Source organism: Paenibacillus sp. IHBB 10380 (genome assembly GCF_000949425.1).
In the GTDB taxonomy this organism is placed as follows: domain Bacteria; phylum Bacillota; class Bacilli; order Paenibacillales; family Paenibacillaceae; genus Paenibacillus_AQ.
This window is the reverse complement of sequence record NZ_CP010976.1, coordinates 4,709,181-4,725,504: the sequence shown is the minus strand read 5'-3', so window position 1 is coordinate 4,725,504 and position 16,324 is coordinate 4,709,181. Positions and strand designations below refer to the sequence as shown.

Annotated in this window: 13 protein-coding genes; 7 read left to right on the top strand and 6 right to left on the bottom strand. The window is 40.9% G+C overall.

The features are described 5' to 3' along the window. Nucleotides 1–252 precede the first annotated feature (252 nt). Entirely contained in the window at nt 253–1,353 is a 1,101-nt protein-coding gene (gene rlmN, locus UB51_RS21430) for a dual-specificity RNA methyltransferase RlmN (protein WP_044879044.1), read from the top strand. 158 nt (nt 1,354–1,511) lie between these two features. Here the strand turns inward: rlmN and UB51_RS21425 are convergent, their stop codons facing one another. Next, the gene (locus tag UB51_RS21425; RefSeq protein WP_044879043.1) at nt 1,512–3,008 is read right to left on the bottom strand and encodes a peptide MFS transporter; all 1,497 of its coding nucleotides are present in this window, start codon (nt 3,006–3,008) and stop codon (nt 1,512–1,514) included. A gap of 445 nt (nt 3,009–3,453) precedes the next feature. Here UB51_RS21425 and UB51_RS21420 point away from each other — a divergent pair, with 445 nt between their 5' ends. The 3 genes from UB51_RS21420 (at nt 3,454) to greA (ending at nt 5,735) form a co-directional block, all read left to right on the top strand. Further along, entirely contained in the window at nt 3,454–3,888 is a 435-nt protein-coding gene (locus UB51_RS21420; protein ID WP_044879042.1) for a helical membrane plugin domain-containing protein, read from the top strand. Between the two features lie 37 nt (nt 3,889–3,925). Then, nucleotides 3,926–5,104 (top strand): NAD(P)/FAD-dependent oxidoreductase, encoded by a 1,179-nt coding sequence (locus UB51_RS21415; RefSeq protein WP_044879041.1) that lies wholly within the window; start codon nt 3,926–3,928, stop codon nt 5,102–5,104. Between the two features lie 148 nt (nt 5,105–5,252). Beyond that, nucleotides 5,253–5,735, top strand: a complete 483-nt coding sequence (greA, locus tag UB51_RS21410) for a transcription elongation factor GreA (RefSeq protein WP_044879040.1) — start codon at nt 5,253–5,255, stop codon at nt 5,733–5,735. 107 nt (nt 5,736–5,842) lie between these two features. Here greA and UB51_RS21405 read toward each other — a convergent pair whose 3' ends face one another. The 3 genes from UB51_RS21405 to UB51_RS21395 form a co-directional block, all read right to left on the bottom strand. Next, entirely contained in the window at nt 5,843–7,501 is a 1,659-nt protein-coding gene (locus UB51_RS21405; RefSeq protein ID WP_044879039.1) for an AraC family transcriptional regulator, read from the bottom strand. A 126-nt stretch (nt 7,502–7,627) separates the two neighbouring features. After that, a complete protein-coding gene (locus tag UB51_RS21400) occupies nt 7,628–8,647 on the bottom strand; it encodes an ABC transporter substrate-binding protein (protein ID WP_044879038.1) in 1,020 nt (339 codons plus the stop codon). 140 nt (nt 8,648–8,787) lie between these two features. Continuing rightward, complete coding sequence (locus tag UB51_RS21395) at nt 8,788–9,936, bottom strand: MFS transporter (protein ID WP_044879037.1); 1,149 nt, start codon at nt 9,934–9,936, stop codon at nt 8,788–8,790. 117 nt (nt 9,937–10,053) lie between these two features. On the opposite strand from UB51_RS21395, the gene UB51_RS21390 reads away from it, so the two are divergent. Beyond that, entirely contained in the window at nt 10,054–10,938 is an 885-nt protein-coding gene (locus UB51_RS21390) for a LysR substrate-binding domain-containing protein (protein ID WP_044879036.1), read from the top strand. Between the two features lie 34 nt (nt 10,939–10,972). Here UB51_RS21390 and UB51_RS21385 read toward each other — a convergent pair whose 3' ends face one another. After that, nucleotides 10,973–12,667, bottom strand: coding sequence for an ABC transporter substrate-binding protein (locus tag UB51_RS21385; RefSeq protein ID WP_044879035.1), 1,695 nt, complete (start codon nt 12,665–12,667; stop codon nt 10,973–10,975). Between the two features lie 108 nt (nt 12,668–12,775). Between UB51_RS21385 and UB51_RS21380 the strand changes: the two genes are divergently transcribed. Further along, entirely contained in the window at nt 12,776–14,263 is a 1,488-nt protein-coding gene (locus tag UB51_RS21380; protein ID WP_044879034.1) for a DUF4153 domain-containing protein, read from the top strand. Nucleotides 14,264–14,393: 130 nt separating this feature from the next. Here the strand turns inward: UB51_RS21380 and UB51_RS28370 are convergent, their stop codons facing one another. Beyond that, nucleotides 14,394–14,534, bottom strand: coding sequence for a hypothetical protein (locus tag UB51_RS28370; protein WP_160297293.1), 141 nt, complete (start codon nt 14,532–14,534; stop codon nt 14,394–14,396). Between the two features lie 305 nt (nt 14,535–14,839). Between UB51_RS28370 and UB51_RS21370 the strand changes: the two genes are divergently transcribed. Beyond that, nucleotides 14,840–16,264 carry an NAD-dependent malic enzyme gene (locus UB51_RS21370; protein WP_044879032.1) on the top strand — a complete coding sequence of 475 codons (1,425 nt, stop codon included), beginning with the start codon at nt 14,840–14,842 and terminating at the stop codon, nt 16,262–16,264. The last annotated feature ends 60 nt before the right edge of the window (nt 16,265–16,324 follow it).

Sequence of the window (16,324 nt, the reverse complement as noted above, 5' to 3'; positions counted from 1 at the left end):
GGTGCTCTTTTAAATTATAAGAAAGTATGAAGTTTTCACTATACGTTGCGTATATTTCTACGAGAAACGGTTACCATCCTTTAAGGACGGCGAAGCCGTTTCTTCTTGTTTGTGCTACAGGTTCTGTACGGAAAACCATTTAACTCCCCTTGTTTTAATATAAAAAATTTGGGACAATATAATCGGATGCTTGGCTTCGGCTGTTTAAGTAGAATATTATTGAACTTTATAGTTTTGAAAAGAGGGTAATGTATGAATAAGGAATCCATTTATGGATTGACGTTTGAACAACTGACAGCATGGCTATTAGAGCATGAGCATAGAAAGTTTCGCGCAGCACAAGTATGGGATTGGCTATATCGGAAGCGGGTAACCGACTTCGCTGAAATGACTGATGTCAATAAAGAGTGTGTGCAATTATTAGCAGATCACTTTGTCATTCAGACCTTAACAGAGCATGTTAAGCAAGAATCGGCAGATGGAACGATAAAGTTTTTGTTTAAATTAAAGGATGGCAACCTGATAGAAACGGTATTAATGAGACAGAAATATGGGTTGGCCGTGTGTGTCACTACGCAAGTAGGTTGTAACATTGGGTGTAGTTTCTGTGCAAGTGGGTTAATTAAGAAAAGTCGTGATTTAACGAGTGGTGAAATTGTTGAGCAAATTATCAAAGCCCAGCAGCATTTGGACCAAGCGGAGCAAGATGAAAGAGTAAGTCATGTTGTAGTCATGGGAATTGGTGAACCATTCGATAATTTCAAGAATCTTGTAGATTTCTTGCAAGTTATTAAAGATCAGAAAGGTTTAGCAATTGGTGCGAAGCGTATCACGGTATCGACTAGTGGCCTTCCTGATAAAATCATTGAATTTACCGATGCAGATTTGCAGGTTAATTTGGCTATTTCATTACATGCGCCTAATAATGAACTTCGGACACAGATCATGGTCATTAATCGTGCTTTTCCAATAGAAAAATTAATGAAGGCCGTCGATTACTATTTGGCCAAGACGAATCGGAGAATTATGTTCGAATACATTCTGCTGAAGGATGTAAATGACCGCAAGGAGCATGCCCTAGAACTTGCTGAGCTGATTAGAGATAAGCAAAACCTCTGTAGTGTTAATCTAATCCCGTACAATCCGGTAGATGAGCATAGCCAATATCAGAGAAGCGATCAGGAATCCATTCTGGCATTCTATGATACGTTGAAAAAGCAAGACATTAACTGTACGGTTCGCCTTGAACATGGGGCAGATATTGATGCCGCTTGTGGTCAGTTAAGAAGCAAACAAATCAAAAAACAATCGGAAGATGATATCTCGGATCAAGACCGATTTGCATTAGGGTGAGAGATAAAAATATCTGAACCATACTTAATTAAAAAAACCTCTGGCTATGTGAATGAACTACCATCACATCTTGCCAGAGGTTTTTTATAAGTTAGGCCCTTATCATGATTAGCGTTTCACAAAACAATGGATGATGCAGATCGTAGCGGTCATCGCACTCATCGTACACCTTTCATATACCCTTGAATTTTCGGGGAAAGCATGAAAAGGAGGATACTTAGGAGAATCGCTACTCCTCCGATCACACCAAAGTAAAGCATTTCGGTATCAGGTGTATAGAATTTAACAATCTGCGCATTGATGGCTTGAGCAGCAGCATTAGATAAGAACCATAGACTCATCGTTTGGGCTGAGAAGGCAACAGGCGCTAATTTGGTAGTTACGGATAGTCCTACAGGTGATAAAAGTAACTCCCCAATCACGACAATGAAGTAACTAAGAACGAGCCATAAGGGGTTAACTAATGACTGACTTCCGCCAAAGTAAGCGGGTAACAGGATAACGAGAAATGATAAGCCAGCGAATAATAATCCCAAAGAGAATTTGGTAGGGACTGACGGCTGACGAACTCCGAGTTTTACCCAAACCCATGCAAACAAAGGCGCCAAAAGAATAATAAATAATGGATTCAACGATTGGAACCAAGCAGGTGAAAGATGAATTCCTGCAAAATCTAACTGTGTTCGCTTGTCCGCATAATTGGCGAGAATGGTTGATCCCTGTTCTTGAATGGCCCAGAACATAACAGAAGCAAGGAATAGCGGAATATAAGCAATGAGTCTTGAGCGCTCTACTATTGTTGTTTTAGGACTCCGATACATGACAATAAAGTATAGAGCCGGAATGACAATCCCCAATATTCCTACAAGAGCAATAAAGGTATCGAATGTAAGAATCCCCATTGGAATGGTAATAGCAATCAAAGCAGCGATAAGAATGGCGCCCAGACCCATAAAGGCATAGACCCTTTTCTTTTCAGATGATGATAGAGGATTGGCTATAATGGTACCAGCAAGACCTAGGCTTTTCTTCTTGGTCATGACAAATACGAACAATCCTAGAAACATACCGACAGCAGCAACTAAAAAACCCAAGTGAAAATTGTTTTGTTTCATGCCTATGGTTCCTACAATTAAAGGAGCAAGAAATCCACCGAGGTTAATTCCCATATAGAAGATGCTAAATCCTGCATCCCGGCGAACATCCTCTGGACTGTAAATTTCACCTACGGCACTGGATACATTAGGTTTCAGTAATCCTGTACCAATGACGATTAGAACCATAGAAACAAAGAACATGGTTATGCTTCCAGGTATGGATAAAATAATATGCCCCAGCATAATCAATATGCCACCGTAGAATATAGATTTGGAAGTTCCAAATATTCTATCGGCCAGCCACCCGCCAATAATTCCGGACATATAGACCAGTGAGCCGTAGATCGACATAATTGCCAGAGCTGTGCTTTCGTCCAAGCCCAATCCGCCTTGTGATACCTCATAGTACATATAGTAAACAAGAATGGCTCTCATTCCATAATATGAGAAGCGTTCCCAGAACTCTGTGAAGAAAAGGGTGAATAGTCCCTTAGGGTGTCCGAAGAAACCCGTTTGTGGAACACTTTCCACAATTTCTTGCCTGCTTGTATCTGTCATGGAATATTCTCCTTTTTATGTTGTTTGCTCGAAGACTTCACTTGTTATTATTCCAAAAGAAGAAAAATTAATCACATTCATTTAACAAGTATTAATCTGGACGAACAATCATTTTGTTCGGCCAGTTTTTTTAATTTAAAATGACATTAAGCATAATTTCAGTGCTATTTGTGAAAATTAATGAAACAATCTTCTGATTATTGTTAATATACGGAAATTAAGGGTCAATTCATAGAAAAGGTAATTGATAATATCCGAGGTTAGTCGTATGATTAAGTAAAGATTTTAAATTTTTATTGTTAGTTAGACTCATGAACCATAATCACATTAAGTTCCAAGCTTAGTGATTATTTTATGAAATGACGGGTTATTAATCCAAGTGCATTGATAATCTATCAAATATAAAGCTGAAGCGAATGTTGCTTATCGTAAAGGAGAATTAGATATGTCAGAATCAATTACTCAGACAACGTCTGAACAAGAACCACAAGCCTTGTCAGCAAGCCACAATGATGTACTGGATCAGTTATTAAAACCTGAGGTACAGGAATCCCTATCGGCTCTGATAGAGCAGTTACCGAAATTGACTGAAATCGTCAAAGTGATGACGAAGTCATATGATTTCGCTCATTCCGTTGCTACAGATGATGTATTGAAAAGTGATACCGTTGGAGCGATAACAGAAATTGTAGGACCTGTGAAAGACTCCGTGAAGAACATTGCGGGAACCGTTATAGAAGCAAAGGATCGTGCCGAAGCGAGCAACGAAGTGATCGGTGTTTTTGGTCTGTTAAAGATGCTTAAAGATCCACAAGCGCAAAAGATGTTCCGTTTCGTTAATGCTTATCTTCAAGTCAGTGAAGAACGCAGCAAAAAATAGTTCACGTACAATAATTAGTAAGAGCGGAGGATACACGATGTCAAAACATATTGTTATATTAGGTGCAGGTTATGGCGGACTTCTAACGGCTTTGAGTCTTCGCAAGTATTTGACTAAGGCTGAAGCACAAGTGACTGTTGTAAACCAGACTCCAACACACCAAATCATCACAGAATTGCACCGACTTGCAGCTGGTAATATTGCTGAAGAGGCTATTGCTATGCCATTAGAGAAGTTATTCAAAGGGAAAGACATTAATCTGAGAATCAGCAAGGTTCAATCTTTCTCAGTAGACAATAAAGAAGTGAAACTTTCAGATGGTTCCAAGTTAACTTATGATGCACTTGTTGTCGGTTTGGGAAGCCAAACGGCCTTTTTCGGTATTCCGGGACTTGAGCAAAATAGCTTAGTGTTGAAATCTGCGGCAGATGCAAACAACATTCATAAACATATTGAGGATCGTATTCGGGAATTTTCCAAAACGAATAATGAAGCTGATGGCACGATTGTCATTGGTGGTGGCGGTCTTTCGGGTGTTGAGTTAGTTGGGGAAATTGCCGATGGAATGTCTGCACTTGCTAAGAAATATGGTGTAGATCCTAAAGCGGTGAAATTGTTACTTGTAGAAGCAGGTCCTAAGATCCTTCCTGTGTTGCCGGATCATTTGATTGAACGTGCAACGAAAAGTTTGGAATCTCGTGGGGTTCAATTCTTAACAGGTCTCCCTGTAACCAATGTTGAAGGAAATGTGATTGACCTGAAAGATGGTCAAAAAATTGTTACCAATACATTTGTTTGGACGGGTGGAGTACAAGGAAATCCTCTAGTCGGTGAATCAGGACTTGAAGTGAACCGTGGACGTGCAAGCGTTAATGAACATCTTCAATCTATTTCTCACCCAGACGTATTTGTTGTAGGCGATAGCGCTGTTTTCTTTGGTCCAGAAGGACGTCCTTATCCGCCAACGGCTCAGATTGCTTGGCAAATGGGCGAGCTTGTGGGTTACAATCTATTCGCTAAGCTTAATAACAAATCCTTTGAATCATTTGCTCCAATAGACTCTGGAACACTTGCAAGCTTGGGTCGTAAAGATGCTGTTGCAACTGTAGGAGCTAATGGAACGCCACTTAAAGGAATGCCAGCTTCTCTTATGAAAGAAGCCAGTAACATTCGTTACTTGTCACATATTAAGGCGCTGTACAGCTTGGCATATTAAGAAGAATCTTTTCACTTAAAGCATGATTTGAAGTTGGGTACAAGAGAAAACAGTAAGCCAAAGATAATGAATCACTTTGGCTTACTGTTTTTTTTAAGCTTGATATAGGTTAGAATTGAAGAACGAAAGTAAAGTGGGGGTTGTAAAGATGTCTAATAATGATGAAGTGATTTTGACAGAAGAGGGATTAGCTAAATTAGAGCATGAACTCAAGGATCTTAAAACAGTAAAACGTAAGGAATTAGCAGAGCGGCTCAAATTGGCTATTAGCTACGGAGATTTAAAGGAAAATAGTGAATATCATTCGGCGAAGAATGACCAATCCTTTATGGAAACAAGAATAATGATCCTGGAAAAAATGATCACGAAGGCTCAGGTAGTTAGCGCAGATAGTCTGAACTTATCCAAAGTGAGTATAGGTTGTATTGTAGTTCTCAATGATATTGAATATTCCGAAAAAATAGAGTACCGGATTGTAGGTACTGCCGAGGCAGATGTATTGGATAATAAAATATCCTATGAGAGTCCTTTAGGCAAGGAATTGTTAGGTAAAGAAGTAGGTAATATCATTAGTGTGAATGCACCTATGGGAGTACTTAAATATGAATTGCTTGAGATAAAAGCTGTATAACAATGAATAAAAGCAAAAATGAACCTCCAACCCCATTTTGTTAGTGGATTTGAAGGTTTTTTTGCTCACTTATCAAATGCTTATGACTTGATTAACAATCCCTGTTGTCAAAAACCCTGTAGAAGTTCAGGTAGCATTTCGAGCAACTTGTCTCGCGTAAACGCATCTCCGAAGTTCCATTTCGCTTCCTCGGCCATGTAAACATGTCCACTCTGGACAGCAGGTAGGCTCTGCCAAAGCGTGCTATTCATCATGTCTTCTGCCGCTCGCCTTGAAATCTTATTCTCCGGAAGTAGCATGAAGATTCGGTCACCGGCGTACTGGGGCAGTGAGCTCTCCTGTATTTCCTTATATCCTTGACCTGCATCTAAGATGTCCTGAATCTTGGATACGGGTCGGAAGCCAAGTGGATGATAGAGTGCTGTAGAGAAGCCTGTGACTCCCATGACAAATAAGCGTTCGCCGTGATCATACGTAAAGACGGAGGCGGTTTCTCCGGCATTTATACTGGACTGAAGCTGCTGCCACATCGTTTTTGTTTTGTTATGATGATGAACGAGCCATTGTTCTGCTTCTCTTTTCTTGCCAAACCAATCTCCAAGGATGTGCATACGTTCTTCTAGTGTTGCCCATGAATTATAGGTTATTGTAGGAGCAATTTTGGAGATTTGTTCATATTGGCGTTCATCAGAATTAGCAAAAATAATCAAATCAGGCTCCAGCGCAGAAGCTCTTTCTGTATTGAATGGAAACCCAACATCATGAATGATTGTTGTCGGATCTTTATACAATCTGTTCTCGGGGTTTGGTATGTTTCCGCCAATCGGGTGTATACCGAGAGTCACCAAGTCTCCGATAGTTTCCCCATAGTAAATGATACGGAGGGGTTGTAAGGGGATATGGACCTCATGCCCTGTCCAATCTTTGACGAGGACTCTCTGACGCATGGATATCGCATATTGCCTAGGTGTGACCCCTGTGGTTTGACGAAAACGACGATTGAAGTAATACTCATCAGCAAATCCTACTCTATGGGCAATATCTCGTAGGGGCGCGTTTGAAATCGCTAGCCATTCTTTAGAACGGTTAATACGTAGCTCTGTTAAGTAGTCGAGAGGTTTCTTTCCAGTTAGTTCTTGAAAAATGGATGTATACTGCCAATGGGGCACGTTGGCTAATTGCACAAGCTGTTTGACCGTGATGCTATCCATAAAGTTATGATTTAAATAATGGATGGTATTCTCGACTGATTGCGTCAGACTAAGGGATGGATCGGAATGCAGATTATGTTCGAGCAGAAAACCTATTAATTCTTGAAAATGCAGATGTTGTTTAAACCATTCCATATCGCCTTTACCCAGTCTTCCAGCATACAGTTGTTCGGTAAGTCGGATCAGACGGGAGAGCGGATAGACCCTCAGTTCATATCGATTTGGGAAAATATCCTCAGTATATAAAACTTGTTGTTGATCCCTAGCTTGAATGACAGTGAAGGTGATCCGGTAAAAGCAAACTACGGTATCGGTTCCATTCTCGATTTGAAGAGAAGTTCCTGGAGAAAGCAGGTAGCAGTGGTCAGGAGAGAAAAGAAATGGTTGGTTATCTATGTAAAGTCGGCCTGTTCCGTTCGTGAAGATTAAAAGGGTATAACAAGGGGGGGCTTCTTCTTCGACGATTTGTCTTGCTGATCGGGTAAGGAGTTCAACGTCAGAAAGATGAAATAGCAAAGAACGCAGCGGTGCAGATGACGTTGTGTCTTGAAGCATAGGTATACCCCCTTTTTCTATAGTGATAATGATTCTCATCTATTGTATTATAGTAAATACAAAGAGGCTTTTCAACAATTTGTTGAAAAACCTCTTGTATCGTATGTTATTTGCATCATACCAGACTTACTTTGCCAACACCTTAGGCAGCTCGCTCAGTAACCATTCTCGTGAGGTCGCATCGCTTGAGGCTTTTAGAATATCAAAGGTATACACCTGTCCATTCTTAACTGCGGGAAGGTTAAGCCAAAGCGGACTTTTGATAAGTTCTGCTGTTGATTGCTTGGCTTCTGGGGGTACTGGATCCAGAATGAAAATTCGATCTCCGGCATATTCAGACATAACCTCTGCGGAGATTTCCACAAATCCTACGCCATCTTTAATAAGTTCTTGAATTTTAGGCATTGCCTTAAAACCATCGGGACCATACAAAAATTGGGGAAGGCCCGCTCCCGCCATTACAAATAAACGGTTACCAGGATACATGGTGAATACAGTAGCTGTCTCTCCAGGTTTCATCCCATCCTCCTGAAGCTTCGTCCACATTTCTTTTGTTTTCAGTGTGTTCGCGGTGATCCAGTCCTCAGCTTCTTGCTTTTTGCCAAGAAGATCACCTAGTATACGCATGCGATCCTCTATTGAGGCGAAAGTGTCAAACGTCACAGTTGGTGCGACCTTAGAAATTTGTTCGTATTGTTTCTCATCTGCATTTCCAAAAATAATTAAATCCGGTTCGAGAGACAATGATTTCTCCACACTAATTGGGAATCCAACGTCCTGTACTTCCTTAGCTTTATCCTCTACGAGGGTACCCTTAATCGACTCTAAATGGCCACCGATAGGCATGATACCAAGAGATATCAGATCTCCCATCGTCTCGCCATGAAAAATGACACGTTGTGGATTAACGGGTACTTCGACTTCATGTTTCGTCCAATCTGTAAATTTCCGGGTTGTAGACTCTGATGTCTCAGCAGTAGCTTCCGCTGGCTTCTGGGCAGTGGTCTCGCTATTCTGAATGGTATTGCTACTATTGCCTTCTTTGGGGCTATTTGAGCCCTTCGAATTGCTACTACATGCTATCATAAAAGCTCCCATAAAGACGACCATGCTTAAAATAGCAATCATTTTACTTGTTTGTTTCATAATTGTTCTTTCCCCCAATAACCTTTTCTTTACCGATAATGAGAATCATTATCTATAATGCAATAGTAGAGGGTTTCTTTGGTTTACTCAATGGACAAATAAAAGACTTCACTTTTTTTTGTGCAAAAATCATATGGATCTTATGAACTCTTTTTTATGTTATTTCCAATTTTTAAACTTGTAACCATCATTACACTTATGACAAGGATGAGTACAATGAACGCGGGGACAAAGTTTCCAAATAAATCTAGTGTTAGGCCGATAAACGCAGGGCCTAGAGACCCTAACAAATAACCTCCGAATTGCACCATAGCAGACCATGATATGGCTTCTGTTGTATTACTAGCTTCTTGAATAGGCATGAGTAGAGCCAAAGGGAAAAGACCACCAGCTCCAATACCTAGAAATATAGTAGCTACCCATGGGGAGAAGTGCGCCATTAACAATACGATGCCTATGATTTCAGATAGACTACATACGAGTAACCAAGTTTTCCTATGGCCTGTTTTACTAACAATCATAGGGATTGTAAAACTTATAGGAATTTGAATTACTGTAAACAGGGTGAGGATATTGCCAGATTGAGCATAGCTTAAGCCTGTAGATTGCACGATGGGAGCCAACCAAGCTGTTATCGAATAAAAAATAGCTGCCATGCATCCGAAAAATAACATGAATAAACTCACACGTTTATTTTTTGTAAATATAGATGAAATTGATATCGGATTTTTATTAGGCGCTCCTTTTTTTAGAAGTGGGAGAAGGAGTAAAGAAGCAGGGATGGCTAAAATGCTCCAGAAACTTAGTGAGTGCTGCCAAGAATCATTCATGCTGTGGAACAAGGGGACAGAAAAGCTAGATGCAATCGCTGCGCCAATAACCATGGATACGGAATAGATACCTGTTAGACCAGGTTTTTCGGGAAAGTACTTTTTGATAAACCCTGAAATTAAGGGTCCAGCAATCCCTATACCCATTCCCGATAACAGTGCTGTAGTAAGTAAGAAAAAAGGATCATTGACGAACATACGGAGAAAGGTTGCCGTAAATATTAAAAGCATGGCTAGTAGTAAAGATTTTTCGACTCCTAAACGGTTATTTAACTTAATGGCCGCTATAGAGAATAGGCCCATACATAAAACAGGTAGCGTGGTTATTAGACTAGCTGTCAACCCGCTCATTCCTAAGCTGGTCTGGATGATATCGAGTAAGGGACCCACAGAGGTAATGGATGGCCTTAAATTTAAAGAAATAAATAATATAATTATAACGAGGTAAACAGCACGCATATGAGGCACCTTCTTTCTTTATCATTGAATTCATTGTAGACTTACATTTATGATAGTTCAATACTACTATTTCTATATAAATGATAGCTTCAGACTATTAATGAAGGAGGATGTCGCATGGAAATCAGGCAACTGCAATATTTTCTTGTATTATGCAATGAACTACATTTTTCTGAAGCGGCATTTAAGCTGGGAATTTCACAGCCCACCCTAAGTCAGCAAATACGGGTATTAGAAGATGAGTTAGGCGTACCTCTGTTCGATCGTATAGGTAAAAAGACGTTTAAGACGGAAGCAGGCAATCTCCTTGAGCATCACGCTATCCAAGTTATTCAACAATTAGAGAATGCAAAAAATGCTATATCGGATCTTACGAATCTGAATACAGGTCATTTACGTGTGGCTGTACTCCCTTCAGATCTTGATTATCGATTAACATCGTTACTCGTAGATTTCCACAAGGAATTTCCCCATACTAAAGTTCAGGTCATCCCATCCATTGATATTTTGAATAAAGTGCTCGACAATGAAGTCGATATTGGAGTTGGCTTAGAGATACAATTGGATCATCGTTTGAATTGCATTCCTTGTTATACCGAAACGTATAGTCTGTATGTTAATAAAGAACATGCGTTAGCAGAAGAAGATATGATTGTGGCTGAGAATTTAATAAATATACCAATAGTGATGTATCCTAAGGGATTCTATGGACGGGATTTAATTGACACATGGTGTACAAATCAGCAAATTTCTATCGATCCCATTATGGAAACAGGGTCAGTGACCTCTTTGCTTCAACTGGTAAAAGAAGGGATCGGAGCTACGATTCAACCTAGTCAGCTGATTGATAGTTTCCAGTCCCTCGATATCCGTGCAATTTCAATCAAGCATTCACCTACCCGAAAGTTAGAAATGTTCTATCGTAATGATAAATATCTAAGTCAATCTGCACAAGCATTCTTGAAAAGAATGGAGACGTTCTTTGCTTCCGAGTTAATGTAACCGTAAGTCTCATGTTGAAAGTTCCCCTATTTCATCATGATGTAGGTGGGAACCAAATGTGTCTTAGGTCAACCCAACCCTGACTATTAAAGGTCACTCCGCGAACAGAAGGCAGATAGGCGGTTTGAACCTTTTTTTCATATAAGATGTGTAATTGATGTTCTTGAATCAGACGTGCCTCTATGGTCTTGAATAGTCTAGCCCTTGCCAACGGTTCTGATTCCCGTGAAACGGAGTCTAGTGATTTCATAATATCAACTCGAGTGTGTGGTTCAACGTGCGCGGACATCGTCTGATAGAGATCAAATAAGCGAAGCTGCTCATCCTGATCTCGGAATAAGGAGAATACAATCAGGTCCGATTCTAACCGAATAGAACCTTTGAACTCTTCAGGGGAAGACGATACGACCTTGCATTCATAACCAAAAGATTGAAGTCGCGCTGCAATGTATTTAGCATCCTTTCTGTATTGTGGAATCGTGGCAATCTGTATTGGACCGAGGTTCATTATGTCTGCTTCACGATGGAAGTTAACGTCGTCTACTTCATCAGGACTTAGACATGACAAGATATGAGCTCGAACAACTGGATCACTTAGGGGTCCGGTTTTTTGCGTATTACAGGTTACAAATTTCCGCACAGAAGCTTCGGAATGGATCTGGCTCCAAGATTGTCCTTCAGCAGAGGATGGGCTTAGAATGACGTGAAAGGGAGATGTCTGCTCACCCTGATCTGTCGTTTCGGGCTCATTCCCCCAAGGAATCTGGAGGATTTCTACCCGATCAAGATGCGCTCGTCCTTGGAAATAATGCGGGAATACCTCAAGCACACATACCGTATCATTCATCTCTGTCACTTTGAACGGACCTGTTCCGATAGGCTTCGTGCCGAAGCTGGCCTCTGTTAGCTGATCTAAGCCTCTAGGGACGATAGTAGCACGACTTGTACATAAGAAGGACAGGAATAGCTCATTGGGTTCTTTTAACGTAATACACACGGTAGTGGCGTTTATAGCTCGAATGGATTCAATTTGTTTGAAAATAAAACTGTATAGCGTTCTTCGTGAGGTTTCGATTAATCGCTGGAACGTGTATACCACATCTTCCGCAGTCATGATGCTGCCATTATGAAATAGAACTTCTTTGCGTAAGAAGAACGTCCACATCGTACGCCGATCATCGACTTCCCAAGCATGGGCGATATTCGGCACAATTTCATTGCTGTTATTCTCTCTTCTAACGAGACCGTCGAATACATGGCTAGATACGAAGGATTCGGCAAGCAGGTTCATATAGAGTGGATCAACGGTATGAAGCTGCTGACGAATAGGGATTCGTAATGTATCGATCTGTTTATCGCGCTTCATCTCTGAATGATGGCCAAAATAAGAAAGCATCCATCCTTGAAGTCGATCCTGCATCGAGGACGAGCGAGAGTGGACTCTGATCTGACCAATCGCTTCCTTGATGTCGTGTCTATTAATGGCCTGCATCATGGATTCTACGGCGATTTCTTCAGGTTGTATAAGGAATTGCAGCTTTGAGCGGCGTCCTCTTCCGCGCTGAGGGAACCAGAGGATCCATCCGTTCTGGACCATCTTGTTAATGATCGTTAATGCATTACGGTGTGTGCATGTAAAGGTTATGGCTAATTCATCTAAGGTGATAGCGATCTCTTCAGAGCTTCCATAATGGGAATAGAGTCTTAAAAATTGAGTATGTAACTTCATATCGTATTGGCTCCTAAAATAGGAAATTTTAATTTTTTTATTTCTCTTTATCTTCTTATTTTATCATCTAGAATAGGGGTTAGGAAGTAAAAAGTGGAGGTATTTACTATGTTAAGTAAGATGATATCGACGTCTAATCGATCTCTTATCGCATTCATTAGTGCGCTCGTTCTGGCGGTTATTCATCAGTATTTGTTCTTTGGCCATCTTCCAGGTGTATCTTATCCTATTTTTGTGATTCTCTTATACGTCTATATGTTCTTGGGCGCACAGGATCAAATGCGTAAACGTTCGTGGTTTGGTTATTTGCTATTCGGGGTTATTATCATGCTCTCGATGACGTATGTTTTGTTTAGTAATTCGTTCTTTCATGTTCTTAATTTTGTTGCTATTCCCCCTTTAATATTTATACATATCACATTTATGTTCAGTAGTAGGAAACGTCCTTGGTATAAATTTCGATTAATTGTGGATGCTCTAGATCATCTTATTCCGCAGAGCTTTCGTCATTTTCCAACTGTATTTAACGTTGTAAGGACGTCCTCTATTAGTAAAATGGGAGATCAACGAAAGGTTGTCTTAGGTAAGGTGATGATTGGTCTAGCGATTGCTTTGCCTTTGTTAATTGTTGTCATTAGCCTGTTATCTTCGGCAGATGGGGCATTCGGCGAAATGTTATTCTCTGCTCCAGATTGGATGAACAATCTAGCGTTAGATGAGATTCTTATACGGGGGATATGGACTGGTCTTTTCTGTTTTGCATTCTTCGGTTACTTATGGGGATTTATTGACTCTAAGATCTATGTGCAGGTGTCTGAAAAGCCAGAGGTGGACCGAGTAGGATGGAAGCTAGATCCTATTATTCTTGTTACTGTATTAATTGCTATAAACACCGTATATGTCATGTTTGTTGTTCTACAATTCTCCTATTTGTTTGGTGCATGGTTAGGCGCATTACCAGAGGGAAGTTCCTATGCTGAATATGCGAGAAGTGGGTTTTTCGAGTTGCTAGCTGTTACTATAATCAACTTCGTCATTATGTTGGGAACGCTAGTATATAGTGGGAAGGAACATAGCTTGTTGCAAAAAATAAACAATATGATGCTCTATATATTGGTTGGATGCTCTGGAGTAATGTTGTATTCAGCATATACCCGGCTGGTTCTTTATGAAGAAGTTTATGGCTACACTACGATACGTTTTCTTGTGCATGCATTTATGATATTTTTGGCCCTATTGTTGGTCATTGCAGGTCTCAGAATTCATTTTCATAACATTCCCCTTGCTAAAGTGTACATTGTGATTAGCTTGATAGCTTATGTAGTCGTTAATTATGTGGGTATGGATACGATCATTACCGAGAAGAACATAGAGCGTTACCACGTTAGTGGGGCTATTGATGTAGATTACTTAGGTAGCCTATCCGCAGACGCAATCCCCTTGCTCTTAGAGCTTAATAAAGAGAAGTCTGGATTGATTCAAGAACATTTGTATGAACGTTGGTTGGAATTGTCACAGCAAGATCGTCAATGGCAATCGTTTAACCTATCGTCTTACCGAGCGGAGAAAGCGTTAGAGCAATTGTTTCGTAATTAGGGCTCAACACCAAAATCAGTGCTTGATAAATGTATCGAGTTGATAAATGACCGCTACGCAGATGGATTGTCCTTCCGATCGCTGTTGCCCCCAAATTTTTTTGAATCTCCCCGCTCTATGCGGTGAAAATTCAGGGGCAAAGGCGAACGCTACGCTTCTCCACGACAATTCCATCCTCTCCGCTACGATCAGCATAGGTTTCTATTTTCTTCAAGCACTGATTATGAATTAGAGCCGTAATGAGAATACGGTATATGATTACCTTCATCAAACATAGTATCAACTCCCTTGTCATCGCAGTTAAATTATCATATTTTTCAATCATATACACAATCCGTAGGAAGGGGTAAATCCCTTCCTATATTGCATGTGCAAACCTACACAGCCGAGTATTACGTAAGTAAGGTGAAAAATTTATTCAAACTTGTATTTTTAAAATAGAGGAAATTTAAAATATTTGTGTAATTCTCATAGAGACACTCCATGAAAGCGCTAACGCTTTGTGATGTGTTGTTAGATTAAGGTTAACGCTAGCGTTAAGTCAATCACAAGGGCTACCGAAAGGGGATCGAATGAATGTCGGTACACAGCAAAGCGGGATCACCAAGCGCATATTTGATATTTCGTATTGAACTGGAGAAAGAACGGATCTCATTTAGTGAGGTCGCACGAATATGTGAAGAGGGCGGCGGGGATATCGTAGGTATTGATGTCATCTCATCCAGTCAATCACATACGATTCGTGATGTAACTGTTAATGCGGCTGATATGGATTATGTACCGCGGGTGAAGGAGGCGCTGCATCAATTGAATGGCGTCCGTGTCATTCATGTATCAGACCGAACATTTCTTGTCCATCTCGGGGGGAAAATTGAGATTCAATCTAAAATTCCGATTAAGAATCGCGATGATTTATCTAGAGTGTATACGCCAGGCGTAGCAAGTGTCTGTATGGCAATTGCAGAGTCACCAGATAAAGCTTATTCCCTCACGATCAAGCGGAACACCATTGCGGTCATCTCGGATGGTACCGCTGTACTTGGACTTGGAGATATCGGCCCAAGCGCGGCGATGCCTGTAATGGAGGGAAAAGCGATGTTGTTCAAACAGTTTGCTGGTGTTGATGCTTTCCCCATCTGTCTGGATACGAAAGATACCGAAGAGATCATTCAAATTATTAAAGCCATTGCTCCAACTTTCGGTGGTATTAACTTGGAGGATATCGCTTCTCCCCGATGTTTCGAGATTGAAGCGCGTTTAAGAGAAGAGTTGGATATTCCGGTATTCCATGATGATCAACATGGAACAGCCGTTGTTATTCTGGCAGGTTTATTGAACGCTTTGAAGTTGACGGGCAAATCAATGGAACATATTAAAGTGGTAGTTAACGGCATTGGCGCAGCAGGTATTGCTTGTACGAAGATGTTGCTTGCTGCTGGAGTGACCCATATTATCGGTGTCGATCGGGAAGGTGCTATTCATAGACAGATGGTCTATAGCTCTCCTCAGTGGCAAGAGTATGCACAGCTGACCAATCCCGAGCAGGTAACAGGAAGTTTAAGTCAGGTTATTCACGGTGCGGATGTGTTCATTGGTGTTTCTGCTCCGAATATCTTAACGGTAGAAGATCTTAAGCATATGGCCCCTGATCCGATCGTGTTCGCAATGGCGAATCCTGTACCGGAGATTGATCCCGATCTAGCACAGCCTTACGTGAGGGTAATGGCTACAGGGCGATCAGATCAGCCGAATCAGATTAATAATGTGCTCTGTTTCCCGGGAATATTCCGCGGTGCATTAGACTGCCGAGCAACGGAAATCAACGAAGCAATGAAGCTAGCGGCTGCAAGAGCTATAGCCTCTGTTGTAACGGATGAGGAGTTAACAGAAACGTACGTGATTCCAAGTGTATTTAACACAAAAATTGTGGAGAAGGTACGTGATGCTGTCGTTCAGGCAGCCCATGAAACAGGCGTAGCGAGGAAGAAAATACGGGATTAGATGAAGCAAGCTTAACCTTGCTAATATAGAGCGAAGAGTGCCTCCATGAGCGTGGAGGCA

What these genes read in the sequence shown, in the direction of transcription:
- UB51_RS21385 (WP_044879035.1), bottom strand. Translation starts at nt 12,667, where the DNA reads ATGAAGTTACATACTCAATTTTTAAGACTCTATTCCCATTATGGAAGC.
- rlmN (WP_044879044.1), top strand. Translation starts at nt 253, where the DNA reads ATGAATAAGGAATCCATTTATGGATTGACGTTTGAACAACTGACAGCA.
- UB51_RS21415 (WP_044879041.1), top strand. Translation starts at nt 3,926, where the DNA reads ATGTCAAAACATATTGTTATATTAGGTGCAGGTTATGGCGGACTTCTA.
- UB51_RS21380 (WP_044879034.1), top strand. Translation starts at nt 12,776, where the DNA reads ATGTTAAGTAAGATGATATCGACGTCTAATCGATCTCTTATCGCATTC.
- UB51_RS21395 (WP_044879037.1), bottom strand. Translation starts at nt 9,936, where the DNA reads ATGCGTGCTGTTTACCTCGTTATAATTATATTATTTATTTCTTTAAAT.
- UB51_RS21370 (WP_044879032.1), top strand. Translation starts at nt 14,840, where the DNA reads ATGTCGGTACACAGCAAAGCGGGATCACCAAGCGCATATTTGATATTT.
- UB51_RS21420 (WP_044879042.1), top strand. Translation starts at nt 3,454, where the DNA reads ATGTCAGAATCAATTACTCAGACAACGTCTGAACAAGAACCACAAGCC.
- UB51_RS21405 (WP_044879039.1), bottom strand. Translation starts at nt 7,501, where the DNA reads ATGCTTCAAGACACAACGTCATCTGCACCGCTGCGTTCTTTGCTATTT.
- UB51_RS21400 (WP_044879038.1), bottom strand. Translation starts at nt 8,647, where the DNA reads ATGAAACAAACAAGTAAAATGATTGCTATTTTAAGCATGGTCGTCTTT.
- UB51_RS21390 (WP_044879036.1), top strand. Translation starts at nt 10,054, where the DNA reads ATGGAAATCAGGCAACTGCAATATTTTCTTGTATTATGCAATGAACTA.
- UB51_RS21425 (WP_044879043.1), bottom strand. Translation starts at nt 3,008, where the DNA reads ATGACAGATACAAGCAGGCAAGAAATTGTGGAAAGTGTTCCACAAACG.
- greA (WP_044879040.1), top strand. Translation starts at nt 5,253, where the DNA reads ATGTCTAATAATGATGAAGTGATTTTGACAGAAGAGGGATTAGCTAAA.